Origin of the sequence: Sedimentitalea sp., assembly GCF_039973035.1 — a bacterium.
Classification (GTDB): Bacteria; Pseudomonadota; Alphaproteobacteria; order Rhodobacterales; family Rhodobacteraceae; genus Sedimentitalea.
Window position 1 is genome coordinate 101764 of sequence record NZ_JBDWLR010000086.1, and the last position, 25039, is coordinate 126802.

The following is a 25039-nucleotide window of genomic DNA, read 5'->3' on the forward strand; positions in this document are numbered from 1 at the left end:
AACCTTGGTTAAAATCAAAGGTTTTACCCCGGCTTTCGGAAACTGTAGCGCACGAGATTCCACTTTGTTTCGCAAAGCGGCGCGGAATCGAAGGCTTCGGCCTATCGGCCCGGATCCTCTCGGCGCGGAATCACCAGTGTAGCGGCCAGCCACCCGGTCAGGAAACCGCCCAAATGCGTTTCCCACGCGAGTTGCCCATCCTGAATCGCCCAAAGCAGAACGTTCAAGAGAATCAAACCGATGATATCTATGACAAGGGACTTACGGCTGTATCCGCTCTGTGAACTAAAGAACCAATCCTGCCATTTCCATGCGCCCACCAAACCAAAGAGCGCGCCGGACGCACCGACCATCGGCTGTGCGCTATCGCTGAGCAGGGCGAAACCCAATGCACCGCCAAGGCCCGACAGAACATAGATTGCGGCAAACCACGTCTGACCGACCCGCCGAACCACGATATGCCCGACGATAAGGAGCACGATCATGTTGCCTGCCAGATGTGAAAACCCTGTATGCAGGCCCTGATAACTCAGGAACATCAGCCAGGGTTGCGCGGCATAGTTCGGTTGCCAGTTGTCGAGTAATCCAACCCAGAAAGCGCCGTTTTCATAGGCAATTCCACGCCAGCGCGTGGTGCCGATCAGGCCAAGATCGCTGGCCTCCAGAAGAAACTCGATGAAACAGGTGATGACAACGATGCAAATCACAACGGGTGCTGGCCGCCATGACCTTTCGGGCTGGCGGCTAGATCGAATCGCGGTCTCATCCTGCCCGTTCATTGCCTTTTTGTGCCGTGCAGTTGCAGGAACAACAAGGGGCAGCAGGTGAACAGCGATGTGCCGTCAGACGGATCAGGACCTGTACCGGAAGAGGAAACATCGGTGTTTGGCAGAACCCCTGAACGCGGCACGTGATCGAGGGCTTCACCTTGCGAGCATTGCACGGCAGACTGACATCGTGATGAGTATCGAGGATCCAGGGTCATGATCAGAACAACTCTGCAACGCAACAAATCCAATTGTGTTGGCCAAGCCGCGAGCCGGGACGCATCCGGCCTTCTGAGAAGGGTGCGCCGGTTGCTTCGGCCAGCAGTGGTCGTACTTGGTGTCTGGGGGGCGGGCGGACATGCGGCTGAACTGACCCTGACGCTGAAAGATCTGACCAGCTTTGGAAGCGGGCCAAAGATCGCCCAGAACATCACGGGTTTGCCCGCCGACCCGGCGCTGCCCGCTGTTGATCCGGTGGACGAGAGCGGCGCGGCGCAACAATTGCGCGGCCTCGTGGCGCGCGGGGTATCGCAGGGCTTTGACCGGATTTTGTATGACAACCGGGATCGAGGCCATTCGACGTTGGCGCCTTCAAGGTTCCCAAACCTGACGTTTCTCAAATATGCCCCAGAACTTGTCAGCGGCGGTGCCGACTATGGTTTGGCGGGACCGATTCTTGTTCCGTCTTTGGTTTTTGGGAACTCGTCGACGGCGATGACCTCAGGTCTGCATGCGCGGAGTTTGGTCAGACACGTCATGACCGCACCCGGTGGTGCGGCGCGTGCCTATCGGGACTATGTGTCAAACAGCCTCTATATGTATCCGGAGCATCGCGACCACGATGCTCTCGATCTGTATCCCGCAAACTGGCCCTATACCACGGTGAGCCAGGGATCGTCTGGTTCTGATTATCCATTCATGGATGCCACCGCCATGACGCTGGCGTCCTTTCCTGCCGACACGCGCGCGGCGCTGGAGGAAAACGGGCTGATTGCTCCGACCGTACAGATGATCATGCGGCGTAACCTGAAAGGGGTCAGAACCCAGGCCAACTACCTGTCTGCGATTGCGCATCCCACGGTTTTTGCCTGGGAAAGGCTTCAGCCTGAACGCATGATCGGGCAGGCCGCCGCGATGCGTCCTGAAGACATTCCGCCCATCGTCCGGCTTAAGGTCGTAGAGGAGGATTTTGTTCAGAGTACAGGGTTGGCCGGGCTGGACGAGCATCTGTTCACGACCCCATCGGCAATCGCGCGCATCTGGCGTGGGTTTGCGTGGGAACGTCAGATGGTCGTGAGTACCGCGCCAACCGTTGACCCCAATGGTCATGTGTTGCGATTTGACTGGGTGTTGTTGCGCGGTGACCCGACGCGGGTTCGGATCGAACCGCAGGGTCCGGATGGGAAAACGGCGCGGATCACGGTCAACTGGCATGATGCCTTCGTTCTTCCGCCTCGCAACGGTACGGACGGAGAGGCGCTGGAAACATCGCGGGTCGATATCGGTGTTTTTGCGTGGAACGGACGGTCAGATAGCGCACCGGCGATCATTTCCATCAGTTTTCCGACCCATCAGCTCCGAACCTATGAAGCGCCCGCAGAAGGATCCGCGCGACTTGTTAGTATAGACTATGACGCACAGGGGCGAGGCGCGCCCTATGATCCACGGTTGCATTGGTCAGCACCTTGGGTTGATCGTTTCAACTATGCTGCGGACGGAACGCTACATGGGTGGACCCGGACAACCGGGGAAGCGCAGGAAGATTTTGATGCAGCCGGGCAGCCCGCAGATGGTAGCGGTGCAACCTATCAGCTTGTACTGACACCAGAGGAGCCGCCGTTGCTCAGTTTGGTGCGCGAGGATCCTGAAAACTAGCTTAACGAATTGCCACGGCTTAGTTTTTCCCGCCGCTGCTGGCGCGCTTTGAATCCAGAACCTGAACGTCCCGATTGGCCCGTGCCAGATCGTCTGAGGTGGTGATCTTGTAATTTTGCTCCGCGCCCCTGACAAACGTCACATCAAGACCCGCCTCTTTGGCAACGGCAACATCGTCAGCCGCGTTCCCGTCATGATTGCGATGGGCGTTCAGGATTTTGGCGAATGAGAACCCCTGGGGCGTCTGAGCGCGCCACACGCCGTCTCGGGGTACCGGAGTCACCGCCGCGCCGTCCTTCGATGTCCAAAGCGCATCCACAAGGGGCAGGGCTGCACAGGCGCCGTTGCTGTGGCGCAAGGCATCGATCACGTCGAATATCACCGATGTCGGTAGAAACGGACGGGCGGCGTCGTGGATCAACACACATTCCGGATCATAGGGGGCGAGCCTTTCCAGCCCGCAGCGCACTGACTTTGCCCGCGTCTCGGCGCCATCGACGGCAGGCAAGAGGCGTGCATCCTGCAGCCCGTCCAGCGCGTCCGAACACAAAGGACGATCATCAGGATGGATCACCGGAATGATCCAGCGCACGGCATTGAGCGCCAGAAATGTCTCTGCGACACGGCGCAGCGAGCAGGCATCGCCAAGCGGAATATACTGCTTGGGTATCTCGGCACCCAGCCTGCGCCCCCGTCCGGCGGCAACGATTACGACTGCAACTGTCATGCCGTTTCCACCGGTGGGCCCCAGCGGTCTTTGAGGTGGCCGACGATCTGATCTCGGGTCTGCCGATAGCTGGCCAGCTTGGTGTCGCGGGTTTCACCCAGACCGGTCGGATCAAGGATCGGCCAGTATTCTACCGTCAGGTGAAAGTAACGCGTCAACTCCAGCGCGCGCCGCTGGCTGGCAGGAGAGAGAGCAACCACCAGATCAAACGACGACAAGTCATCGCCCCATCGCTCCATCTCGTCAAAGCTGCGCGAGCGGTGCCGCGACAGTTCGACATTGATTTCTTCGCACACGGCGATGGCAAAGCCGTCAATCTCCATGTCGTTATTGACGCCGACGGACTGCACATAGGTGTCGCTGCCATAGAACTTCTTCATGATCCCCTCGGCCATGGGCGAGCGGACAGCGTTATGATCGCAGCAAAAAAGGATCGACTGGGGCAGTGGCAGCACCCCTAGCCTCCGAAATGCAGAATGGAAATCAGGGTGAACAGGCGGCGTGCGGTATCAGTATCGATCTCGGCCTTGCCTTCGAGCCGTTCCTGAAGAACGCGGCTGCCTTCATCGTGAATGCCGCGCCGGGCCATATCGATTGTTTCGATTTGACCTGGTGGCATGGTCTTGACCGCATCATAGTAGCTTTTGCAGATCTGGTAATAGTCCTTGACCACTTGCCGAAAAGGTCCAAGCGACAGATGGAATTCTGCAGCAAGCTGGTCTTGTTCGGTGCGCACGTCAAAGACAAGGCGCTTGTCGCGGATCGACAGGTTCAGGTTATACGGGCCGTCGGGCACCAGCCGGTCGTCGCGTTTGGGCAAGGCAAAGCTGTTTCCCTCAAGCAAGTCGAACATGGCGACCTTGCGCTCTTGTTCGATCTCGGGCGTGGGCGCTGGCAGATTGGCATCATCCAGCGCGATATGGGCAATGTGACTCATCCTGGCCTGTCCTTTGTCGATTTCGACAGGATTAGCTTGATCGCGCGACCGCCGCAATCCATGGCGCCGCGTGGACGCTTCGACGACGGCGGCGAATTGTGGAATTTGCAGTGTAATCGACCCATCGGAGAGAAATGTGCCGCAATAGGGTCAAATCGCTTAGTCAAAGATCTGGCGCGCCTCTCGGCCGATCGCCTGAAAGCAATGACGGCTTGCTCAGGGTCTTTAGGAATCGTCGGTCGAACTGTTCAGTGCTGACAGCCGCGCCCTAACAGACAGACCGTGCGCTTGAAGACTTTCGGAGAACGCCAGTGTTTCAGCAGCCTCTCCGATGGCGCGCAGGGCGTTTGGCGTCATCTGGGACAGTGTCGTGCGTTTGAGGAAGTCGATCACCGACAGGCCTGACGAAAACCGTGCAGAGCGTGCTGTGGGCAGAACGTGGTTGGGACCGCCGACATAGTCGCCGATTGCTTCGGGTGTCCATTTCCCAAGAAAGATGGCTCCTGCGTGAATCGTTTGCGCCGAGAGTGCATCCGGGTCGGCGACACAAAGCTCAAGATGCTCCGGTGCTATGCGGTTGGACAAGTCCGCGGCTTCGTCCAGATCGCGTACCGTGATGATCGCCCCAAAATCGCGCCAGCTGACTCCGGCGATGGCGGTTCGTTCCAGCGTTTGCAGACGTGTTTCTACGGCGTCGGCCACAGCGCGGCCAAAGCCGGCGTCATCGGTGATCAGGATCGACTGCGCACTTTCATCGTGTTCCGCCTGGCTCAGCAGGTCCAACGCGATCCAGTCTGGATCATTGTCCTTGTCCGCGATCACCAAGATTTCGGACGGGCCGGCAATCATGTCGATGCCGACCTTGCCAAAGACTCGTCGCTTGGCCGCTGCCACAAAGGCATTTCCGGGGCCGGTGATCTTGTCCACGGGCGGGATGGTTGCGGTGCCATAGGCAAGCGCGGCAATCGCCTGTGCACCGCCAATGCGGTAGATTTCGTCCACACCGGCGATCTGCGCAGCCAGCAGCACCAGTGGATTGATCACCCCATCGGGCGTCGGCACGACCATTGCCAACCGTTCCACTCCGGCAACCTTGGCCGGAATCGCGTTCATCAGGACCGAAGACGGGTAAGAGGCCAGACCACCCGGCACATACAGCCCGGCCGCGCCCACTGCCGACCATCGCCAGCCTAGCGTTGCCCCTTCTGGATCGGTCCATGTCTGGTCTTCCGGCATCTGGCGCACGTGATAGGCCCGGATGCGTTCGGCGGCGAGTGCCAGCGCGGTGCGCTCCTTGTCTGAAACCTGTGCAACGGCCCGTTCGATTTCATCCGGCGTAATGCGCAGGGTTGAGGGAGAGAGCTCAAGCCGATCAAACCGTGTGGTGAGTTCGATCACCGCATCATCACCACGGGCACGCACGTCGGCTATGATATCGGCAACAACCGCGTCCACATCCGGGCTGTCCTCGCGCTTGGCTGACAACAGCGCCGCGAACGCTGTTTCAAAGTCAGGCGACGTGGTGTCCAGAAACTGGGGCATGTGGATCTCCTTTGGCGGCCCACATACCCTCAGGACTGATGCGCCTCAAGGGTCAACGGCGGCGATGTGACAACGCAGCAAGGCCCAGCCCAACGCACGTCAGCGCAACGCCCGACGCTACAGTCCGGGCCTGGTTCCAAAACTGCCAGACACTGGAATAGTCGGTCCAGACCCGTTTGGCCTCCGCTGCCTCAAGTGGGGTGGTTAATGCCCCAAGCGCCTCGTTCATCGGGACATTGATCTGCATCGTCAGGATCAGACCGCCCGCAAAATAGACGACACCGGCGATGGCAAACCAGATCGCAGACTGCGTTGCACCGGATTTCCAGGCGATAATGGTGGTCAGCAACAGCGCAACCGGCGTGCCGAAAAAGGCCGGGGCAAAAGTGGCGTTGCGGACCGAAGCGTTCATTGCCTGCATCGCCTCGATCGCGACGTTCGGATCGATCTGATCCAACCCCCACATCGTGGAGCAAACCCAGGCGAAGAAAAATCCGAATATGGCGCCGGTCAACACCAGTGACAGGATCGACATGGGGAAAAGAAGAAATCGCATAAATGAATCCCTGTTTGAAATAGTAATAATTCTTCAACGCACCCGCGCGCGGTTTCCGGCGGTCCTGAGAAAAGTACTTGTTCAAGAATAGAGGCGTGACTAATCCCGCGCCAATTCGCGCACATAGAACCAGTCATGCTGCGGGCCGCGTGACGTCACAATGGCGTTGGGCCAGTGCCCTGTACGTTGAAACCCGTGCCGTTCATAGAATGCAATCGCGCGGGTGTTGGTTTCTGCAACGCAGAGCTCATGCTGCCAAATACCTGCCTGAACCGCATGATCCACGAGCGCTGCGATCAGAAGGTCCGCCGCTCCGGTGCCCTGCGCTTGTGGAATGACATAGAAGGGACCGATGAACGCCCTGTGGCGTGCGCGCTCAAAGACTTCTTGTCTGATCGCCGCGATGCCCATCGGGGTTGAGCCATCGAATACGCCATATCGCCCGCCCTGTGCGATCATCTGCATATCCTGCTCCGTGCTGACGGTTTCGACTTCGTTCAACGACGGCAGAAAGTCATCGGGAAACAGCCGGACACCCTCACTTCGCAGATCGCGCCAGATGCCGACATCAGCCCGGCAAAGCTGGCGCGCCTGCATCATTCAGGATGATCCGGAATTTTCCCAGACGGCGCGATATAGGGGCGGGTGACGTCCTTGAGCGTGACATCCAGCGCCTCGACCTTCAAACGGAGCGCGCCGTCTCCTGCCAATGTCAGCAGTAGCTCTCCGGCGCCGTCCTCTGAGGGCTCAAAATCAATTGAGAGCAGTGACAGAATCAGATCCGTCTCTCCCCGGTCGATACCTTGCGAAGACACCGCCACAACATCATCAACCACCAGCAAGGATTGGACCCGCTCGGGCGCATGGCGGCTGCGTGCGTCATCTTCCCAGCGAAAACGGTTGAGCAACAAGCCGAAGCGGTGTTGTTTTGCCTGCCAGCGCATTTCCGTAATCGGAAAAACCGCATCCTGAACAAGCGAGGATATCACCTGCAGATCGTCGGCATCCTGCGCGCCAAGGTTCAGCGGAGACTCACGGCCGTCTTCGAATGTCGCATCCTGTGTCACTGTTCTTTGATCCGTTCGATTTTTGCGCCCACGCCTTCAAGCTTGCGCACCACATGTTCATATCCGCGATCCAGATGATAGACCCGGCTGACAGTTGTGTCGCCTTCGGCAGCCAGCCCGGCAAGGATCAGCGAGACCGAAGCCCGCAAGTCAGTCGCCATCACTGGCGCGCCCTTGAGCCGGTCAACGCCGGTGACGGTGGCGGTGCCGCCATGAACGTCGATCTGTGCGCCCATCCGCAAAAGTTCCGGCGCGTGCATGAACCGGTTCTCGAAAATCTTCTCTTCAAGCACGCTGACACCGTCAGCCGTGCATAGCAGCGCCATCATCTGCGCCTGAAGGTCGGTTGGGAATCCGGGAAAGGGCTCGGTCGTGACATCAACGGCTTTCACGTGATCTCCCCGGCGTTTGACCGACAGACCTTTTTCGGTCTCGCGTACGTCGATTCCGGCCGCATCGAGCTTTTCACAAAATGCACCTACGAGGCCCATACGCCCGCCCAACAGTTCGACCTCGCCACCACAGATGGCGGGGGCGAGCATATAGGTCCCGAGTTCGATCCGATCGGTGACCACCGGGTGTGTGGCCCCGTGCAGCCGGTCGACACCTTGAATGGTAATCGTGCTGGTGCCTTCGCCTTCGATTTGCGCGCCCATCTTTTGCAGGCAATGGGCGAGATCGACGATTTCTGGCTCGCGCGCGGCGTTGGTGATCACGGTTGTGCCCTTGGCCAGTGTCGCTGCCATCAGCGCGTTTTCCGTGGCCCCGACCGATACCAGCGGGAAATCGACCTTACCGCCTTTCAGTCCACCTGGCGCCTTGGCGTGCACGTAACCGTCTTTAAGTTCCAATTCAGCGCCGAGCGCTTCAAGCGCTTTAAGATGCAGGTCAACCGGGCGCGCCCCGATCGCGCAGCCGCCCGGCAACGAAACAATCGCATGACCGTCCCGGGCCAGCATTGGCCCCAGCACCAGAATCGATGCGCGCATTTTGCGGACGATGTCATAGTCTGCGGTGTGGTTGTTCAGATCATGGCTCGACATGGCCAGAACCTGCCCATCCTGAAGCTGGCTGACCTCGGCCCCAAGCGAGCCGAGAAGTTCGGTCATGGTGCGGATGTCACTTAGTCGCGGCGCATTGGTCAGGGTCAGCGGTTCGTCGCTCAGCAACGTTGCTGGCATCAAGGTCAGGCAGGCATTCTTGGCCCCCGCAATCGGGATTTGCCCGGACAATGGTCCGTTCCCTGTCACCAAAATCGAATCCATCTACTCTTGTTCCTTGTCTTTCTTATTGCCCACCTCGTCCGAGCGCGCGCGCGCCTGCGCCTTTCGGCGTGCCAAATTCGCCTTGAGCGCGGACTTGAGCCGGTCCTCTCGGCTCTGCCCTCGCGGCTTGTCTGGACGGGATGGGGTGTTACCTGCCATGCCCCTCTCTAGCGCAGCACATAAAAAGGGTCCAGTTTGTCCTTGCAGGATATCTCGTTTGCGTCTAATGAGCCGCGCACGGCGCTGCTGTAGCTCAGAGGTAGAGCACTCCCTTGGTAAGGGAGAGGTCCAGAGTTCGATTCTCTGCAGCAGCACCATTTTTTGACATCACTATGACGATTTTGTTGCGCGATGGATCGTGTTCCGCGCAGTTTGCCGACTATCTTTCGAGCAATTCGTTTAGGGGGTCGGCAAAGAGAATGGATGACACTGCCAAGCTAGCGTAGCTCTCTCTCTGGCTGACGATGCTTGAGAACACCCCGGCAACGTGGAACTCATCGTTCTTTCGGATCAGCATCGGTGCGCCGGAATCGCCCGGCATGGCCGAACATCTTTGAAGCAAAGCGTTTTTTGCCCCGATCGTCGGCCGACCGCAATCTGTGGCGAGTGACAAAACGTTGGGCCGCAATCCAGAGTACCCGGCGAGCAGGAAATCTGTGTTTTCTTCCTGCATCAGTTCCGGTGGGGCTATGTCCAAGTATCCGACCTCGCGCCCAATTGGGTCTTCTAGGATAAGCAAGGCCCAATCTCTCTCGGGAGATGGTTGAAAATTCCGCATGTCTGTATTTTGCGTTCCGTCTAGAACATAGCGCTTTCCACGGGAAATGGCCTCGCTGGTTCCGCGCTGAAATCCCGCGACGAAAACAATACTCTGCGGCGGCAACCAGACCTTCCTCGGGAGGTTGTAAAGACAATGTGCGGCGGTCAATACAACCTGCTCCGATACAAGTGTCCCGGTGCAGTGATGTCGTGTCTGGGTGCTTGCAAAGTTGACACGTCCGATTGCCCGCCACGGCGCGGTAGCGGCATCTACGATTTCTCGATTGCGGATGGCGTCGCAACCCGTCGACATGCTGCGGCCACTGGCACAGATGCCGTCCAGTTCCGGCGCAAAGTTGTTTTCTCTGAGATATCCGGCATCTGGGCCAGTGTTCTGCGCCATTGGGGCTTGCCCGGGCAGAAGGAGAAGGGCGCTGAGGCCAAGAACAGATAATAATCGCCTCATCGGGTTGTCCTTCTCTTGAGTGCTATCCGATAGGTCGCCGCCTGAACAGATTTGTTGGTCCAGTAAGTTGCTATCACGCTTCATCCTTGGTGGCACGACTCCTCCCCTCGCAGGGCGCGGCGTGCTTTTGGCTGCACAACGGACGAAGAAATTCGTCACTGCCCAACAGCTGACCGGCGCGACCTTCTTTCGCTGTGCTGGTGCGGCTAAAAACATCGCCGGTGTTGTCTTGCCGATAGGCTGCAGCATAGACTCGACAGATGTTGAACAAGGTCGTTTCCGCCGCTGATGCCGCCGCCCTCGTAAAGGATGGCGATACACTTACCACCTCGGGTTTTGTTGGCATTGGCGTGCCTGATGAACTGCTGGCGGCCGTTGAGACACGGTTCCTCGAGACCGGGCATCCCCGTGACCTGTCGCTTGTCTTTGCCGCGGGGCAGGGCGATGGCAAGGCGCGGGGGTTGAATCGGCTAGGCCATGATGGGTTGCTTAATCGGGTGGTCGGCGGTCATTGGGGGTTGATCCCTAAAATTGCGGCGCTTGCGGTCGCGGGAAAGATCAAGGGTTGGAACCTGCCGCAGGGCTGCATCAGCCAGTTGTATCGCGATATCGCTGCCGGAAAGCCAGGGATGCTGTCCAAGGTGGGTCTGGAGACCTTTGTCGATCCGAGGAATGGCGGCGGAGCGATCAACGACATCTCGACCGAGGCGCAGGTCGAATTGATGGAGGTCGCCGGAGAAGAGGTGCTGTTTTACCCGTCACAAAAGCTGACTGTCGCGCTTTTGCGGGGTACAACGGCCGATGAAGCGGGGAATGTGACGATGGAGCGCGAGGCGCTCACCATCGACAATCTTGCGCAGGCGATGGCGGTGAAGAATGCAGGTGGCGTGGTGATTGTGCAGGTCGAGCGGATTGCCAAGGCCCGCACGCTGCCCGCGCGTGACGTGCACATTCCGGGTATTTTTGTCGATGCGGTGGTGGTTGCAAAACCAGAGCACCATGTTCAGACTTATGCCACGGCCTTTAACCAAGGGTTCACGGGGCGGATGCGGACGCCAGAAGGGGAAATCCCTCCGATGCCGCTGGATGCCCGCAAGGTGATCGCGCGACGCTGTGCGTTCGAGTTACCGGTGAACGGCGTCGTCAACCTTGGCATCGGTATGCCCGAGGGCGTGGCCTGTGTGGCCGCCGAAGAAGGTTTGCTGGAACACGTGACACTCACCGCAGAACCGGGTGTGATTGGTGGACAGCCCGCCTCGGGGCTCGATTTCGGGGCTGCGGTCAATATTGATGCGGTGATCCCGCAAAACAACCAGTTCGATTTCTACGATGGCGGGGGGCTCGATATGACTTGCCTCGGGCTGGCGCAGGCGGACCGGAACGGCAACGTCAACGTCTCGCGCTTTGGGTCGCGATTGGCAGGGGCCGGCGGCTTTGTCAATATCAGCCAGAATGCACGCGCTGTGGTGTTTGCCGGTACGTTCACGGCCCGGGGTATTGATGTCGCGGTGTCGGGTGGTGCGGTCGAGATTCGCCGTGAAGGCAAATCGCGCAAGTTTCTTGAACAGGTCGAGCAGATTACCTTTTCCGGTGCCCGTGCCGGTCGGCTTGGCCAGCGCGTGACATATGTGACCGAGCGCTGTGTGTTCGAGTTAACACCGGATGGGCTGAAACTGATCGAAATCGCGCCGGGCGTTGATCTGGATCGCGATATTCTCGCCCAGATGGCTGTGCACCCGACCATCGAAGAGGTCACGTTGATGGATGCGCGCCTCTTCAGCCCGGTCAAAATGGACTTGAGGACCGATCTGTTGCACCTTGATCTGCCGGATCGGATTGCGCTGGATCCGGCGAGACATCAACTGTTCCTGAATTTTGAAAAGATGCGGGTGCGTTCTCAGGCCGAAGTCGAGCGGGTTGGCCGCCTTGTGGCCGAAACCTGCGCGCCAATGCAGCAGCCAGTGGACGTGGTCGTCAATTACGACGGGTTTCGCATTGACGAGGCGCTCGAGCCTGACTGGGCGCGCATGGTGGCCGACCTGACGGCGCGTTATTATGGCAAGGTCTCGCGCTATTCTGGATCGGCCTTCATGCGCATGAAGCTGGGCAAGGTCTTTCCCGACGCCCGCACGCATATATTTGAAACAAGTGAACAGGCGCGCAACTTTCTGGACTGAGCCGCGCTTAGTTCGCTGGCAAAACATCTCAACCCGCTGTGTTCGTTTTCGCCCCATACGGGGATAAAGATAAAACATATACCTAAATCGGCTCGAACTATCACAGGCTCATGTGATTTAATCCGCAACGAACGATATTCTCTTGGACGATCAACAGCTGTGCTAAATTCGGCTATGATGCTCAAGCACGGCCTTCATGCTGGTTGCGACGAAACGGGAAGGGGATCGATATGTATACAGAGGCAATCGCGGCAGGCGGGGTCGCCGTGGTCACCGGCGCGGCTAGTGGTGTGGGGCGGGTCGCTGCCCTGCGCTTTGCCGAGGCCGGGCTGGGCGTGATCCTGGCGGATTTGCCGGGGCCGCAACTTGACGAAGCGGTTGGCGAGGTTCGCGCCGTAGCGGCACCCGGTGCGGAAGTGATCGGTGTGCCGACCGATGTTTCAAACGACGCCGAGGTCAATGCCCTCGCCGACCGGGCATTTTCTGTCGGACCAGTGGCGGTCCTGATGAACAACGCCGGGATCGGACTGCCGACCACGGTCTGGTCGAATATGGACAACTGGCAAAGGCTGCTGGACGTGAATTTCGGTGGTATCCTCAGGGGTATTCACGCCTTTGTGCCACGGATGATCGAGGCAAACCGTCCGGCTGTCATCATCAACACGGGTTCCAAACAGGGGATCACCACGCCCCCAGGTAACCCCGGCTACAACGTATCCAAGGCTGCCATCAAAGTCATGACTGAACAACTTGCCCATGAACTGCGCGAAGCAGGGGCTCCCATATCGGCCCATCTTTTTGTGCCGGGGTTCACCTATACGGGTATGATCGCATCCTTCATACCCGAGAAACCGGCAGCGGCATGGACCAGCGAACAGACGGTGGACTATTTCATCGCGCGAATGGCCAAGGGTGACTTTTACATTCTCTGTCCCGACAATGATGTTGACGAGACTCGTGATCGGAAGCGGTCAGAATGGGCGGCGCGTGATGTCGCCGAAAACAGACCGGCCCTGTCGCGATGGCATCCGGACCACGCCGACGCCTTTGCCGCGTTTGAAAAATCGGGGCGAGACTGACCGGGTGCATTTACCGATCTGCCTGCAGATGCCTTGGCAACGATGGTAAACCGCTCTGATAAAGCGCGGTTTGCCGGGTTCATCAGCCAGAGAGATCAGTCCATTTGGTAGCCTGCTGTGGAACGGGATATGGCCGTTTCTTCCTCGGACATGTCCTCTGGAATATTCTCAAACATCGGAGTCGAAAGGTAACGTTCTCCAGTGTCGGGCAGCATGCAAAGGATCGTCGCGCCCGGTTCCGCCTGTTCCGCGATCTCCACCGCCACCGCAAAAGTTGCTCCGCCGGAAATGCCGGTCAGAATACCTTCTTTGCTGGCCAGCTTTCGCGCCCATTCGACGCCGGAGGGGCCAGCCACGGGTCGCAACTCATCATAGTTTCCGTTGTCGATTGATTCCTGCAGGACCGCCGGGATGAAATCCGGCGTCCAGCCCTGGATCGGGTGCGGCTCAAATGCCGGGTGGCCGGATGTCGGTGCGCCGCTGGTGTCACGTTCGGTTGGGATGCCGCTTCCGATTAATGCGGCGTTGGCAGGTTCAGACAGGATGATCTTGGTGTCCGGTCGCTTGTCACGCAGCACCCGTGAAACGCCGGTTAATGTTCCACCTGTGCCATATCCGGTCACGAAATAACCCAAAGGTACGCCGTCAAAATCGCCCAGAATTTCCTGAGCCGTGGTTGACGCATGAATCTCGGCATTTGCGTTGGTTTCGAACTGATGTGCGAGGAACCAGCCATGCGCCTCGGCGAGCTCGGCCGCCTTGCGGTACATGCCATAGCCTTTTTCTGCACGCGGAGTCAGGATCACCTTGGCCCCCATCATCCGCATCAATCGACGGCGTTCGACCGAAAAGCTGTCAGCCATGGTGACGACAAGCGGATAGCCCTTTTGCGCACAAACCATGGCAAGGCCAATGCCGGTGTTGCCGCTCGTGGCCTCGACCACAGTCTGACCGGGCTTGAGCGTGCCGTCGCGTTCGGCGGCCTCGATGATATTGACGGCAAGGCGATCCTTGACCGACCCGGCCGGGTTGAACGCTTCGAATTTGACGAACAGATTGATCCCCTCGGGGCCCAGATTGTTCACGCGGATTGTCGGGGTGTTCCCAATCGTGTCAAGAACGCTGTCATATCTGCGCCCGTTTCCTTGGGTGGTTCTGAGTTTATTCTCGGTCATCGCATTCCCTCGTCTTGGTGAACAGGCTGATGTTTGAAGTTCCGCAGGTCGCCTTGTGCATGCGAGCCTAACATCGAAACCGCCAACTTGTCTTGCCCATCACAGGCATCATCACATCAGACTTAGTATCTGAGCACCCGTCCACCGGAACCGACAACGAATTTCTTTACATCGGCAAACCCGGGCGGGTTGCGCTCGGCCAGAACCTGGAACGGGCGTTGTGGCAGGATGATCGCGCGCTCGGTCCGAGTGGCGCCGGTATCGGCCCCGCGCCCGGCAAATGGATCAAGCGCAAAGACCTCGCGTTCGACATTGGAAAACCAGCCGGCGCGTTCCTCGACTACACGTTCGCTTTCAAGGTCCTCGGCCGTCCAGGCGAGCGCCCAATCCTGACCCTCTGGTGCTGCCGCATCGGCGAGCACTTTGGGCAGCGGACCGGATTGCTGGGTGTAGGCGCTGGAATACATCGGCCCCAGATGGAACCGGCGTAGGCGCTTGGGGTGCAGATCGGAAAAATCCTCGTCAAAGCCGCGCGCGATGGTCAAGAGTTTCAGACCGCCCAGACTTTGCGCGATCAGATGCGCCTGAACGCCCGGCCAACGTCGCTGATCCTTGGGCAGCGCGTTGCTGCCTGAGTCCTCGACTTCCATCAGGTAGACAACGGGCAGGTTGGTCTGGCTGTCATAGACCGCCCAATGCAACAGGAACCGGCGGCGATCTTCGCTCACATCACCCAGCCAGATGCAATCAGGATCGTTCTGCATCCAGAACAACTGTCCCTTGAGCAATTCCTGATAGTAGAGCCTCTGGGACAATGCGAATTGCAGCTTGGTCGGAATCTCACGGTCTCCGACAATCACCCGCACCATATCGTCCTTGAGCGACGCCTCTGATGGCATGTTCGCCAGATGTGTGGCGGCCTGCTGAGCGTCGTTGGCCATGGTCATCAGTTCGGGAGCGGCAGGAAAACCGCTTTCGTGCATGTCGATCGTGAGCGAGCCAAAGAACCGACCGGTATCGCGCCCTACCAGAAGGTATTTCATCGACAAGGCGCGAAAGGTAAATGTCAGCGCCATGACATAGCGGGTCAGAACCTTGACCTCGGTCCTGTTCAGCGTCCTGTCCGTCTCCATCGCGCCAGCCACCCGTGTCAGGTGCCCGGTGATTGCCTCGAACTTGCGGAAATAGCGGCGGCTGGCGAACAGGTCCGTCAGGCCAATATGGTCGTGATCCGGCGCGTCGGTCACAGCGGCTTACCCACCGTACAAATTCTTGTCGTGTTTTTCGACAATCGCGGCGAACCGGCGGGCAAAGCGTTCGTCGGCCTTGGCCTTTTTCTCGAGCACATCGCGGGCGAACACCATGTGGTCTTCATGCGCGTCCAGCATGTCGGCCATTTTCTGATTGGTCGCCGTGCCGATCGCGGCCATCGCGGTCTGTGCCTCTTGGTCTGTCTTGACCCCGATTTCATTGATCCGGTGTGCCACGTCCTGCTGTTGCGCGGTCTTCAGGGATTTCGTCAACGCATCATACAGCACCACGCGCTGCTGTGTGTCTGTCTGCAACTTGTTGATCAGAACCATCTGAGTTGCCGCCTGATTTTGCAGGCTGTCGACCCAAGTCTTGCCCTTTTCGATATAGCGTTCCAGCGTCTGGGATTTGGCCAGTTTGACCTGTTCGTCCTGAACCAGCGCGTTGTATTTCGCGTTCATATCGGCCAGTTCGGTTTCAAGCTTGGTCCGCGCGGCGGCGTCCTGTTCGACGCTGATCTTGTTTTCAAGTTCGATGATCTTGGGGTCCATTGCCAGAATGTCGGCGCGCACGGCCTCAAGCGTTCCAACCGTGCTTTCCCGTTCGTCCAAGGTGCGGGCAAGATTGGCCCCGACCTTTTCCTTTTGATCGTTCAGGACCTCCAGCTGACCTTCCAGCAGCTTGACGATCACGTCCGACTTGCCGATCAGATCCTGTAACTTGTCGTCGATATTGGCCATGCGCATGCGCTCTTGCCGCATCGATTCCGATTTGCCACGGCTGAAGATGCCGACAAAGCTCTCCCACCCGGTCTTGGTGCGCATTTCGTCGAAATCCTTGGAAAACGCGCTGGTCACATCGTCCAGACCCATGATCAGCTCTGCGATATTCGCCGTCATTACGTCGGTATGGGCGTGCACATCTTCCAGCGTCGCGTTTTCGATGTCGATGCTGGCATCCTCACCGGCGTCGATCTTGGCGCGTGCGGCCTCGATCCGGCTGGTCATGGCCTTGATTTCGGACTGACCCTTGGCGACCTGAGCCTGAGACTCGCGCACCATTTCTTCGAAATTCGTCATCACAGTATCTCCGTCTCAAATCCCATGGGGTCCATATAAGGTATGTAACGGCCATTTACATTGGCCGTCCTGCGCAATTGCACGAAGTCTTGCAAATCAGCGGCTGAAAGAAAAGCGGAGTTCGCCCGACCACACCGGCCGGGCCTGTGGTTTCATTGGGTTTTCAGATACTCGATAATCGCCATTTTCTGATCCGGGGTCAGGCCGTCCTTGGGAAATTCATGCCCCATATTGCCGTTGCCGCGCAGTGACGTGTCAAAACGGAACAGCCCTGCGGCCTCTTCGCTGACGAAACCAAGCCTGTCGCGGTCAACCTCTCGCCCGCCGGTCCAGAACTCGACCCGCCGTTCGTACGGAGGTGACAGCACTTCATAGATGGTCGGCACCGACCCGTTGTGCAGATAGGGGCCTGTCGCCCACACCCCGGCGAGCGTAGGTGCCTTCAATTGCATCAGGGTTTCCTTGGTGGGGCTGTAAGGCACGGGTTTGCCATCTTCGCCTTTGCTAAAGCGGAACCCGTGAAGTGCGATCTGTGTCTCCTGACTCATCCCCTGATCCGCCATTGCCTTGCCGACAACCTTGGCCACCGTCGAGATAAAGAACTCTGCCGCCGGTACCACCGGCTTGCCAGCAAAACCGGGAGCGGTAATCGCATTGGTCTTTATCAGACGGAACAGAAGCGATTCGATGTAGGCCGGGTCGGTTCCAACCGCGCGATAGTTCACCCGCCCGATTTCGATGAAATCCTTGCCAAAGAAATTCTTGGTGGGGTCGGTGCGCTTGTAGGGGGCCATGTTGTGGCAACCGGAACAATTCGCCTTAAACAGGGTTTTCCCCTCTGCGGCCTTTGCCTGGTCAATGGTTCCCATGATCTCTTCGTCCCAGACGGGAGGGGACAGTTCGGTCAACCAAGCCTCCATCGCGGCGAGTTGGTCCAGCAGGATCGTCGACTGGTAAGGATTGCCAGAGTCCCCATTTAGGTTGGCATGGCCAAAGACGCCAAGAACCTCGCCGCTGTTGCGCCCGATCGGGCTGGCGGCAATTGGGCTCCACTGTACGAACTCCAGATCCGGTGCCAACCACAGAGGTGGGTAGCTGGTCGGAGCCTCGACAGGATAGAGGTTGGCCGTCACGTTCTGATCCCTGACGGCAAGCGAATTGACGATCTGGGTCAGCGCATCGACGCGGCCAAAGCCGGATTGCAAGGCCGGACGGCGCAGGGCGGCTTCGGCTGTGAAGTCCACCTGGAACATTGCAAACCCGGCCTTGAGCCGCGCGGCGTTTTCGGGTGTCAGGCCCTCGCCCAGAATGGCTCCGGCAAACCGTTTGAAACGCTCTTCGCCCACCAGCGTGACCTGAACGACGCGGGCAAGATCCTGAAAGAAGCTGTCGAAATCAAAATTCGCAGGGGCGCCATCAACGCGGATTGTTCGCCCGTCCACGGTGACAGCCGAGGTGTGACAGGCGGCACATGTCAACCCAACCGCGGGCCCGACACCCGGCGCACCCGGGGCGGGATCAATCGCAAAACCCACGGGATAGCCATCGGGGTTCAGATCGTGCTCTCCCACGGATGCGATCAGGCCATATTGCGCTAGGTTCTCCGGGTCACTGAAGCGTTCATCTCCGGCCAATGTCTCAAGCGCGCGGAACCACGCGTTTGGCATCATTCGTGATCCTTGCGGTGTAAAATAGAACTTCTCGCGCAGTTCGGCCGACCAACCTTGGTCAAGATAGATGGGTTCGTCTGTCATTGCGGGATCACAGGCGACCAACCCCGCGGCGAGCATCCCTGCTGCCAACGCGCTCAACCGCAAATTATTGCCAGAAAATACCATTTCTCAAACCTCAAAATATGTCGATGCCGGATGCAAAATGTCCGGTCAATAATGTGAAAAACGATCCGGACGCAAAATGGCAGCCGGACGGTGAAAAGGCTCCACCATCACAAATTACACCAAAATCAGGGCAAACGGAAACCTTACTTCAACCGGTGATTGCGCCATCGACAAGATCGAGACCAGACGCAGGGCTGTATGGTTTCAAAGTTGGGAGCAGCCAACGGTCGCCCTCAAGAGTCCAAGGCGTCAGCCGACCACGTTGAAATCCGGCCCATAGGGGTAGCCGGTGATATTGTCGTTTCCGTCTTCGGTTATCACCAGAATATCATGCTCGCGGTACCCGCCCGCGCCCGGTTGTCCCTGCGCAATGGTCAGCATCGGCTCCATCGAAATCACCATGCCGGGCTCCAAAACCGTGTCGATGTCTTCTCGAAGCTCCAGCCCCGCTTCACGGCCATAGTAGTGCGACAGAACGCCGAACGAGTGACCATATCCGAAGGTTCGGTATTGCAGCAGGTCGCGCTCTTCAAAGAAGGCGTTGATCTTTTGCGTGATCTCGGAGCAGCGCGCACCGGGTTGCAGGAGCGACATGCCGTATTCGTGCGCGGCGATATTGGCCTGCCAGATTTTCTGGCTGGCGGCGTCGACCTCTTGCACAAAGAGGGTGCGTTCAAGTGCGGTGTAATACCCTGAAATCATTGGAAAGGCATTGAGGCTGAGAATATCACCGCGTTCCAGAACCCGCCCGGTCACCGGATTATGCGCTCCATCAGTATTCACCCCCGATTGGAACCAGACCCACGTGTCGCGATACTCGGCATCAGGAAAACGCTTGGCGATCTCAGCCTCCATCGCATCCCGTCCGGCCATCGCCACTTCAATCTCGCGGACACCCGCCTTGATCGCGTTGCGGATCGCGTATCCGCCCACATCGGCCACCTGCGCGCCCTGACGGATCAGCGCAATCTCTGCTTCGCTCTTGTGCATGCGTTGGCGCATGGTGGTTTCAAACAGATCAACCATCGTAAGTGGCTGCAGGTAATCTTCGAGCTTGTCTCGCTGCATCAGGGTCAGGTGATCGCCTTCATATCCGATCACCTTGCCGGTGCCGGCGACCGACGCAACGGCCCGCCAGAAATTGTCGCGTTGCCAATCGCTATAGGTGATGTTGTCGCAAAAGCTGCGGCGCCAAGGCTGGCCTGCATCAATCCCGGCACTGATGGTCACGCAGTCTGTTTCAGTCACCACCAACCCATAGGGACGCCCGAACGCGCAATACAGAAAGCCCGAGTAATAGGCGATGTTGTGCATCGAGGTGAAAACAGCAGCGGCGGCACCCGTGGCCTCCATGCGCTCTCGCAACTCGGTAATCCGGGCCTCGTATTCCGCTGTTTCAAACGGAAGAACAGCCTTTTCACCGTTGTGAAATCGGTACATTTCGGGACGTGTGGTCATGAATGACCCTCCTTTACAGAAAGGTCCCGGCGTTCAGGACGAAGAAAAAACGATTCGACCGGGCGACGCCATCGACCGGACGCAGGCATAGGTCGCCAAAAAGCACAGGCGTGACAAGCTTTATTATCACTGTTTGTCTGATTTGAAGCAGCGAAGCTAAACCCCGGATGTATCGGTAGGACGTTAGCGCGGGGTGGTCAGACTGGCTGCGAGGCGGCAGAGCGGTCAATTCGTCGAAAATCCACCGCATTTCCCGCAACCTGATTTCAGCAAAGCTTAAGTTGCAACGCGGCTAATGAGGCAAATCGGTGACCGCCATTCAGCGGTTCCCAACAATCCCGGTGAAGCTGGGGAAACCTCAAAGTGGCGCGGGCAGAATTGTAATGGCGACGACCTTCAACGTGATCTCCCTTGGGAGAACGGCAGACCTTGATACAGTCGAGGGCAACAGCCGGGCCGAAGGGGCCTCTGATCTGGTGGGGCAGAGTTTTGGCTTTGAAACTGACCCGCTTAGCCACCATATCCAAACCCTGTCGCAAGGAAGCGCCACTCATGTCAGTGGCAACAGCGAAGTTTATGATCTGGCAAACCCTTCAATAGAGACATTCAGGGTTGATGACGGCCCTGATCAGGTCTTTGACGGTGTCGCCAGTTTCTGGGCAACGATCACTTATGTCGATGGTACGACTGCGAATATCAGCGCGGTGATATTTCAGGACACGTCCGGGAACACATATCTTGCACCCGAATATTCCGACAACACTGATCAGACGAGACTGGAAGCCAAACCAATACAATCGCTAAACCTTGATCGCGTGGCTGTCGATTCCAATGTGAGTGGTTTCGTGGGTGATCGTGAAGCCGGAAATTTCATGGTTTGCTTTGCCGAAGGAACGCAACTCGGCACGCCATCGGGGCTCACCGCGATTGAAGAGCTGGCCGTCGGGGATGCTGTTTGCAGCGTCGATAACGGCGCCCAGACGATCCGCTGGATTGGCTCCAGAGAGGTCGTGGCCACGGCATCGATGCGCCCCGTGCGGATCAGGGCTGGCGCGCTCGGAAATGGTTTGCCTTTTCGCGATCTGCATGTTTCCCAGCAGCATCGCGTGTTGGCCGGTTGCGGTATTGCCAGGCGCCTGTTCGGGCAAAGCGAGGTGTTGATCGCGGCCAAGAAACTGGTCGGTTTGCCCGGTATTACACTCGCACAGGATCGGCCCCGGGTCACATATTGGCACATCCTGTCTGATCGGCACGAAATTGTTCTGGCAGAGGGAGCGCCCGCCGAAACCCTGTTTGCGGGCAAGGAGGCCAGTGTGGCGCTGGGCCCTAAAACGGTCACGGACATCAAGGCCCGATGTCCTGATCTGGCCGCGCGGTTTGATGGCGACGTGCCAGCTCGTTTTCTGCCGTCTCCGAAAGAGCAGAAGGAGTTCGCAAAGCGCCTTTTGATGACCGGAAAACCCGTCATTGCAAATGGCTTGGCGAAGTCGCTGATATCATCATCTAAAGTTGCAGCCATGCGATCTCAGGGCCTCGTCAATACGGTGGGCAAGCCGGATCCCGCATCCTTCAGCAGGTCGTTGGCGTCGGAATGGTGTCCGCCCGACTCTACAACATTTTCGACCTGCAATGCGTCGGCAGGTCAGAGGGCCTGATTCAAGAATGCCGGTCGTACCATTGTATCTAACGAAATCGAAAACGTAGCATTGTATCGGTCTTGGATCTGCAGCGGGCTCTCGGCTTTGGCGTCTGCCAATGTAAACCCGAACCGCGGTTCATGGACGCCCGTGGCGGATGAAGCTGGCCCGCGATTACGTGTACACCGCACCTTCAATACAGACGACATTCGCGACGACATCACTCAGTTCCATTCGGTTTCCCCGCATTGACCTCTGGACAAAGCTTGTCCCACCTGATTTGCGTGCGCGAGTTAATTTTCTTGCGGGAGGGCACTTCAATGCTTGACACGACAACCGACCTCAAATCCCTACTCAATGACCCCGATCTTCTGGTCACCAAGGCCTATATCGGCGGCGAGTGGGTTGATGGCGACAATGGAACTTTTGCGGTTACCAACCCTGCGCGCGGTGACGTGATCGCCGAGGTTGCAGATCTCAGTCGCGAACAGGTCGCTGATGCCATCGCACAAGCCGAGGCAGCCCAGAAGGAATGGGCCGTCATGACCGGCAAGGAACGGGCGGGCATTCTGCGCAAATGGTTCGACCTGATGATGGAGAACGCACAGGATCTGGGTCGCATCCTCACGGCAGAACAGGGCAAACCCCTGACCGAGGCCGTTGGCGAGATTGCCTATGGCGCGTCGTTCATCGAGTTCTTCGGCGAAGAGGCCAAACGGATCTATGGCGAGATGATCCCCGGTCATCAGCGTGACAAACGGATCATGGTGTTGAAACAACCCATCGGTGTGGCGGCGTCGATCACACCGTGGAATTTCCCGAACGCGATGATTACGCGCAAAGCGGCTCCGGCGCTGGCCGCAGGATGTTCCTTTGTCGCTCGACCGGCCAAGGAAACACCGCTGTCTGCGCTGGTCATGGGCGTACTTGCTGAGCGCGCAGGCGTTCCGGCGGGTGTCTTCAACGTCGTTACATCCTCGTCCGCGAGCGCGATCGGCAAGGAATTCTGTGAAAACCCTGCCGTGCGCAAGCTGACCTTTACCGGCAGCACCGAAGTTGGGCGCATCCTGCTCAAACAGGCGGCAGATCAGGTTATGAAATGTTCGATGGAGTTGGGCGGGAATGCACCGTTCATCGTTTTCAACGACGCCGATCTGGATGCCGCGGTCGAAGGCGCGATGATGTGCAAGTTCCGCAATAACGGTCAGACCTGCGTTTGCGCCAACCGTATCTACGTACAGGCCGGCGTCTATGACGCGTTCGCGGCCAAGCTGAAGGTGGCGGTCGAGAATCTCAAAGTTGGGGACGGGCTGAACGATGGCGTCACGACAGGTCCGCTGATCAACTCCGACGCCGTTGAAAAGGTTCTGGAGCATCTCGGAGATGTCACATCCAAGGGCGGTGAAGTTCTGACAGGTGGCAAACCTCACGAACTGGGCGGAACCTTCTTTGAACCTACCGTTGTCACCGGTGTGACGCAGGAAATGGCTGTGGCCAAAGAAGAGACCTTTGGTCCGCTGGCGCCGCTGTTCAAGTTCGAAGACGAGGACGAAGTGATCGCGATGGCGAACGATACCATCTTTGGTCTCGCCGCCTATTTCTATGCCAAGGATCTGAGCCGCGTTTACAAGGTCGCCGAGGCGCTGGAATACGGCATCGTCGGGGTCAACACCGGTATTATTTCGACCGAAGTCGCGCCGTTTGGCGGGGTCAAACAGTCGGGTCTGGGCCGCGAAGGCAGCCATCATGGGATCGAGGATTACCTCGAAATGAAATACGTCTGCCTGTCTGTCTGACTTTCGGACAAACGTCACAAGCGAGCTACAATCCGGGGCCGCTCTCTCTTGCAATCACAGCAAGGAGAGTGGCCCCGTTTATTTTCGCGGGATTCTGACATCGTTTGTTGCTGCCCTGACGGCTAGGCCTGTGGCCGCAGAACTGAATTTTCACCGCAATGGCTATCCGGCGCAAAAGCTGGACCGAGTTAGCATAACACTGGACGGGGCAGGCGGGGTCTGCGCAAATACGGATCGCTTGACGTCGGGTCGGGGCTGTTTTTATACGAGTTCCGGCTAGTCTGTCCCTGCCAGCACAGCTCGGAGGCATTTGATGCCCAAGACCGTCCGCGATATCCCCGAACTCCCCGCCTATGTCGAAGGCCAGACGGATCATGACTTTATGGCCGCCGCCCGCTCCCAGGGGCCGCTGGCCCGGAATCGGCTGGGGATCATATCAGGGTTTTCCCTAGCGAATATGGAGTTGATTAACGACGATCGGTGGACCCGGCAGATCGAGATGGAGGCCATGTTCATTTCCGGTGTGCGTGATGGCCCGATGTTCGAGTTTCAGCGCAACGCCGTATTGTTTTCCAATGGTCAGACCCATCGCAACCGGCGCGGCCCATTGGTGCGCAGCTTTGCAAACAAGGTTATCGGCGAGATGCGTCCCAGAATATCTGCCCGAGCCCGCGCGCTGGTCGCCCCACTGCGTGGAACAGGGTCGATCGATTTCCTTGAGGCGATCGCCGGTCCATTTCCCGCGCAGGTTATCGCGTCGGTCATTGGGGCGCCCGAAGACGACACCGGCATGTTTGCGCGGCATGTTTATTCCGCAATTCGCGGTCTGTCGCATTGCTCCGAAGAGGTCCGTGCCGAGTCGAATGCTGACATGGCTGCGTTGGGTACTTATGTCGCCGGTCTGATTGCGCAGCGACGTGCGTCTCCCGAGGCGGATTTCCTGAGTACCTATCTGGAACGTGTGCAAGATGGCCCGCTGACCGAGGACGAAGTGCGCGCACAACTTGCTGCGCTGGTGCTGGCGGGGTCGGACACGATGCGCGGTGCGCTGGCGTCAACGATATCGCAACTTCTGCAACATCCAGAACAATGGGCATTATTGGTCAATGACCCGGATCGCTGGGCCGAGGCTGCGGTATTGGAGGGGTTGCGGTTTGATCCGGTAATCGGATCACTGCCCCGGATCACGCTCGAACCGCGCGAGGTCGAGGGTGTGCTCATTTCCAAAGGGAGCTTTATCGCCGTTTCCATGCTGACCGCGCTGCGCGATCCGGAGGTCTATGGCGATCCTGATCGATTTGATATCACCCGCACGGACCACCCTCGGCTGCACCCTGTCTTTGGCGGCGGCCCACATCGTTGCCTAGGCGAAGCATTGGCACGGATCGAGTTGGAGGAGGCGCTCAAGGCGCTGGCGCGGTTGGTGCCTGACATGCAACTCGACGGTCCACCCGTGCAGCTGCGCGGATACGGGGCCGTGCGCACCCTGAGCGGCATGAGAGTTGTGGTCTGAGGTCGCAACGCAAGAACCCCGCACCTGTCTGACCAGATGCGGGGCATATCGTCTATCCGAGGGAAGTCAGGAGGA

The 25039-nt window shown here is 58.3% G+C and carries 22 protein-coding genes and 1 tRNA gene; 7 read left to right on the forward strand and 16 right to left on the reverse strand.

All coding sequences use genetic code 11. The annotated features are described in order from the left end of the window. Nucleotides 1-101: 101 nt before the first annotated feature. On the reverse strand, nucleotides 102-779 hold the full coding sequence (locus ABJO75_RS21770; RefSeq protein ID WP_348414119.1) for a rhomboid family intramembrane serine protease: 678 nt from the start codon (nucleotides 777-779) through the stop codon (nucleotides 102-104). A gap of 204 nt (nucleotides 780-983) precedes the next feature. Between ABJO75_RS21770 and ABJO75_RS21775 the strand changes: the two genes are divergently transcribed. Continuing rightward, on the forward strand, nucleotides 984-2642 hold the full coding sequence (locus ABJO75_RS21775) for a hypothetical protein (protein WP_348126516.1): 1659 nt from the start codon (nucleotides 984-986) through the stop codon (nucleotides 2640-2642). A 19-nt stretch (nucleotides 2643-2661) separates the two neighbouring features. On the opposite strand, the gene ispD is transcribed toward ABJO75_RS21775, so the two are convergent. The 9 genes from ispD to ABJO75_RS21820 form a co-directional block, all read right to left on the reverse strand. After that, the gene (gene ispD / locus ABJO75_RS21780; RefSeq protein WP_348126518.1) at nucleotides 2662-3369 is read right to left on the reverse strand and encodes a 2-C-methyl-D-erythritol 4-phosphate cytidylyltransferase; all 708 of its coding nucleotides are present in this window, start codon (nucleotides 3367-3369) and stop codon (nucleotides 2662-2664) included. Beyond that, nucleotides 3366-3824, reverse strand: coding sequence for a low molecular weight phosphatase family protein (locus ABJO75_RS21785; RefSeq protein WP_348126520.1), 459 nt, complete (start codon nucleotides 3822-3824; stop codon nucleotides 3366-3368). Before ABJO75_RS21785 ends, ispD begins: the two co-directional genes overlap by 4 nt. 2 nt (nucleotides 3825-3826) lie before the next feature. Further along, the gene (locus ABJO75_RS21790) at nucleotides 3827-4306 is read right to left on the reverse strand and encodes a UPF0262 family protein (protein ID WP_348126521.1); all 480 of its coding nucleotides are present in this window, start codon (nucleotides 4304-4306) and stop codon (nucleotides 3827-3829) included. A gap of 225 nt (nucleotides 4307-4531) precedes the next feature. Then, nucleotides 4532-5848, reverse strand: coding sequence for a histidinol dehydrogenase (hisD, locus tag ABJO75_RS21795; protein ID WP_348126523.1), 1317 nt, complete (start codon nucleotides 5846-5848; stop codon nucleotides 4532-4534). A gap of 52 nt (nucleotides 5849-5900) precedes the next feature. Continuing rightward, the gene (locus ABJO75_RS21800) at nucleotides 5901-6404 is read right to left on the reverse strand and encodes an anthrone oxygenase family protein (protein WP_348126525.1); all 504 of its coding nucleotides are present in this window, start codon (nucleotides 6402-6404) and stop codon (nucleotides 5901-5903) included. Nucleotides 6405-6503: 99 nt separating this feature from the next. Next, entirely contained in the window at nucleotides 6504-7004 is a 501-nt protein-coding gene (locus tag ABJO75_RS21805; RefSeq protein WP_348126527.1) for a GNAT family N-acetyltransferase, read from the reverse strand. Then, nucleotides 7001-7471, reverse strand: coding sequence for a DUF2948 family protein (locus ABJO75_RS21810; RefSeq protein ID WP_348126529.1), 471 nt, complete (start codon nucleotides 7469-7471; stop codon nucleotides 7001-7003). Before ABJO75_RS21810 ends, ABJO75_RS21805 begins: the two co-directional genes overlap by 4 nt. Further along, nucleotides 7468-8736, reverse strand: coding sequence for a UDP-N-acetylglucosamine 1-carboxyvinyltransferase (gene murA / locus ABJO75_RS21815; RefSeq protein WP_348126531.1), 1269 nt, complete (start codon nucleotides 8734-8736; stop codon nucleotides 7468-7470). Before murA ends, ABJO75_RS21810 begins: the two co-directional genes overlap by 4 nt. After that, entirely contained in the window at nucleotides 8737-8895 is a 159-nt protein-coding gene (locus ABJO75_RS21820) for a hypothetical protein (RefSeq protein WP_348126533.1), read from the reverse strand. It abuts the gene before it with no gap. Nucleotides 8896-8978: 83 nt separating this feature from the next. Here ABJO75_RS21820 and ABJO75_RS21825 point away from each other — a divergent pair. Then, nucleotides 8979-9053: transfer RNA gene (locus ABJO75_RS21825), tRNA-Thr, on the forward strand. A gap of 62 nt (nucleotides 9054-9115) precedes the next feature. On the opposite strand, the gene ABJO75_RS21830 is transcribed toward ABJO75_RS21825, so the two are convergent. Then, nucleotides 9116-10210: a trypsin-like serine protease gene (locus ABJO75_RS21830; RefSeq protein WP_348126535.1), complete on the reverse strand. Its 1095-nt coding sequence runs from the start codon at nucleotides 10208-10210 to the stop codon at nucleotides 9116-9118. A gap of 11 nt (nucleotides 10211-10221) precedes the next feature. Between ABJO75_RS21830 and ABJO75_RS21835 the strand changes: the two genes are divergently transcribed. Together ABJO75_RS21835 and ABJO75_RS21840 are read left to right on the forward strand one after the other, a co-directional pair. After that, entirely contained in the window at nucleotides 10222-12138 is a 1917-nt protein-coding gene (locus ABJO75_RS21835) for a CoA-transferase (protein ID WP_348126536.1), read from the forward strand. 230 nt (nucleotides 12139-12368) lie between these two features. After that, nucleotides 12369-13217, forward strand: coding sequence for an SDR family NAD(P)-dependent oxidoreductase (locus ABJO75_RS21840; RefSeq protein WP_348126538.1), 849 nt, complete (start codon nucleotides 12369-12371; stop codon nucleotides 13215-13217). Nucleotides 13218-13312: 95 nt separating this feature from the next. On the opposite strand, the gene ABJO75_RS21845 is transcribed toward ABJO75_RS21840, so the two are convergent. From ABJO75_RS21845 to ABJO75_RS21865, 5 genes are all read right to left on the reverse strand, one after another. After that, nucleotides 13313-14392, reverse strand: a complete 1080-nt coding sequence (locus ABJO75_RS21845; RefSeq protein ID WP_348126540.1) for a pyridoxal-phosphate dependent enzyme — start codon at nucleotides 14390-14392, stop codon at nucleotides 13313-13315. A gap of 122 nt (nucleotides 14393-14514) precedes the next feature. Next, nucleotides 14515-15639 carry a hypothetical protein gene (locus ABJO75_RS21850; protein WP_348126542.1) on the reverse strand — a complete coding sequence of 375 codons (1125 nt, stop codon included), beginning with the start codon at nucleotides 15637-15639 and terminating at the stop codon, nucleotides 14515-14517. Between the two features lie 6 nt (nucleotides 15640-15645). Then, on the reverse strand, nucleotides 15646-16722 hold the full coding sequence (locus ABJO75_RS21855) for a hypothetical protein (RefSeq protein WP_348126544.1): 1077 nt from the start codon (nucleotides 16720-16722) through the stop codon (nucleotides 15646-15648). Between the two features lie 152 nt (nucleotides 16723-16874). Then, nucleotides 16875-18476, reverse strand: coding sequence for a di-heme-cytochrome C peroxidase (locus tag ABJO75_RS21860; protein WP_348126546.1), 1602 nt, complete (start codon nucleotides 18474-18476; stop codon nucleotides 16875-16877). Nucleotides 18477-18809: 333 nt separating this feature from the next. Beyond that, nucleotides 18810-20018 (reverse strand): aminopeptidase P family protein, encoded by a 1209-nt coding sequence (locus ABJO75_RS21865; RefSeq protein ID WP_348126548.1) that lies wholly within the window; start codon nucleotides 20016-20018, stop codon nucleotides 18810-18812. A gap of 383 nt (nucleotides 20019-20401) precedes the next feature. Here ABJO75_RS21865 and ABJO75_RS21870 point away from each other — a divergent pair, with 383 nt between their 5' ends. The 3 genes from ABJO75_RS21870 (at nucleotide 20402) to ABJO75_RS21880 (ending at nucleotide 24964) form a co-directional block, all read left to right on the forward strand. Further along, nucleotides 20402-21673: a Hint domain-containing protein gene (locus tag ABJO75_RS21870; protein ID WP_348126549.1), complete on the forward strand. Its 1272-nt coding sequence runs from the start codon at nucleotides 20402-20404 to the stop codon at nucleotides 21671-21673. A gap of 302 nt (nucleotides 21674-21975) precedes the next feature. Then, nucleotides 21976-23451, forward strand: coding sequence for an NAD-dependent succinate-semialdehyde dehydrogenase (locus tag ABJO75_RS21875; RefSeq protein ID WP_348126551.1), 1476 nt, complete (start codon nucleotides 21976-21978; stop codon nucleotides 23449-23451). A gap of 313 nt (nucleotides 23452-23764) precedes the next feature. After that, nucleotides 23765-24964 carry a cytochrome P450 gene (locus ABJO75_RS21880; RefSeq protein ID WP_348126553.1) on the forward strand — a complete coding sequence of 400 codons (1200 nt, stop codon included), beginning with the start codon at nucleotides 23765-23767 and terminating at the stop codon, nucleotides 24962-24964. Nucleotides 24965-25039: the final 75 nt, after the last annotated feature.

Coding starts and splice junctions, on each gene's coding strand:
- ABJO75_RS21855 (WP_348126544.1), bottom strand. CDS start 16,722: ATGACGAATTTCGAAGAAATGGTGCGCGAGTCTCAGGCTCAGGTCGCC.
- ABJO75_RS21775 (WP_348126516.1), top strand. CDS start 984: ATGATCAGAACAACTCTGCAACGCAACAAATCCAATTGTGTTGGCCAA.
- ABJO75_RS21870 (WP_348126549.1), top strand. CDS start 20,402: ATGGCGACGACCTTCAACGTGATCTCCCTTGGGAGAACGGCAGACCTT.
- ABJO75_RS21800 (WP_348126525.1), bottom strand. CDS start 6,404: ATGCGATTTCTTCTTTTCCCCATGTCGATCCTGTCACTGGTGTTGACC.
- hisD (WP_348126523.1), bottom strand. CDS start 5,848: ATGCCCCAGTTTCTGGACACCACGTCGCCTGACTTTGAAACAGCGTTC.
- ABJO75_RS21830 (WP_348126535.1), bottom strand. CDS start 10,210: ATGCTGCAGCCTATCGGCAAGACAACACCGGCGATGTTTTTAGCCGCA.
- ispD (WP_348126518.1), bottom strand. CDS start 3,369: ATGACAGTTGCAGTCGTAATCGTTGCCGCCGGACGGGGGCGCAGGCTG.
- ABJO75_RS21820 (WP_348126533.1), bottom strand. CDS start 8,895: ATGGCAGGTAACACCCCATCCCGTCCAGACAAGCCGCGAGGGCAGAGC.
- ABJO75_RS21860 (WP_348126546.1), bottom strand. CDS start 18,476: ATGACAGACGAACCCATCTATCTTGACCAAGGTTGGTCGGCCGAACTG.
- ABJO75_RS21835 (WP_348126536.1), top strand. CDS start 10,222: ATGTTGAACAAGGTCGTTTCCGCCGCTGATGCCGCCGCCCTCGTAAAG.
- ABJO75_RS21770 (WP_348414119.1), bottom strand. CDS start 779: ATGAACGGGCAGGATGAGACCGCGATTCGATCTAGCCGCCAGCCCGAA.
- ABJO75_RS21805 (WP_348126527.1), bottom strand. CDS start 7,004: ATGATGCAGGCGCGCCAGCTTTGCCGGGCTGATGTCGGCATCTGGCGC.
- ABJO75_RS21845 (WP_348126540.1), bottom strand. CDS start 14,392: ATGACCGAGAATAAACTCAGAACCACCCAAGGAAACGGGCGCAGATAT.
- ABJO75_RS21790 (WP_348126521.1), bottom strand. CDS start 4,306: ATGAGTCACATTGCCCATATCGCGCTGGATGATGCCAATCTGCCAGCG.
- ABJO75_RS21865 (WP_348126548.1), bottom strand. CDS start 20,018: ATGACCACACGTCCCGAAATGTACCGATTTCACAACGGTGAAAAGGCT.
- ABJO75_RS21880 (WP_348126553.1), top strand. CDS start 23,765: ATGCCCAAGACCGTCCGCGATATCCCCGAACTCCCCGCCTATGTCGAA.
- ABJO75_RS21840 (WP_348126538.1), top strand. CDS start 12,369: ATGTATACAGAGGCAATCGCGGCAGGCGGGGTCGCCGTGGTCACCGGC.
- murA (WP_348126531.1), bottom strand. CDS start 8,736: ATGGATTCGATTTTGGTGACAGGGAACGGACCATTGTCCGGGCAAATC.
- ABJO75_RS21875 (WP_348126551.1), top strand. CDS start 21,976: ATGCTTGACACGACAACCGACCTCAAATCCCTACTCAATGACCCCGAT.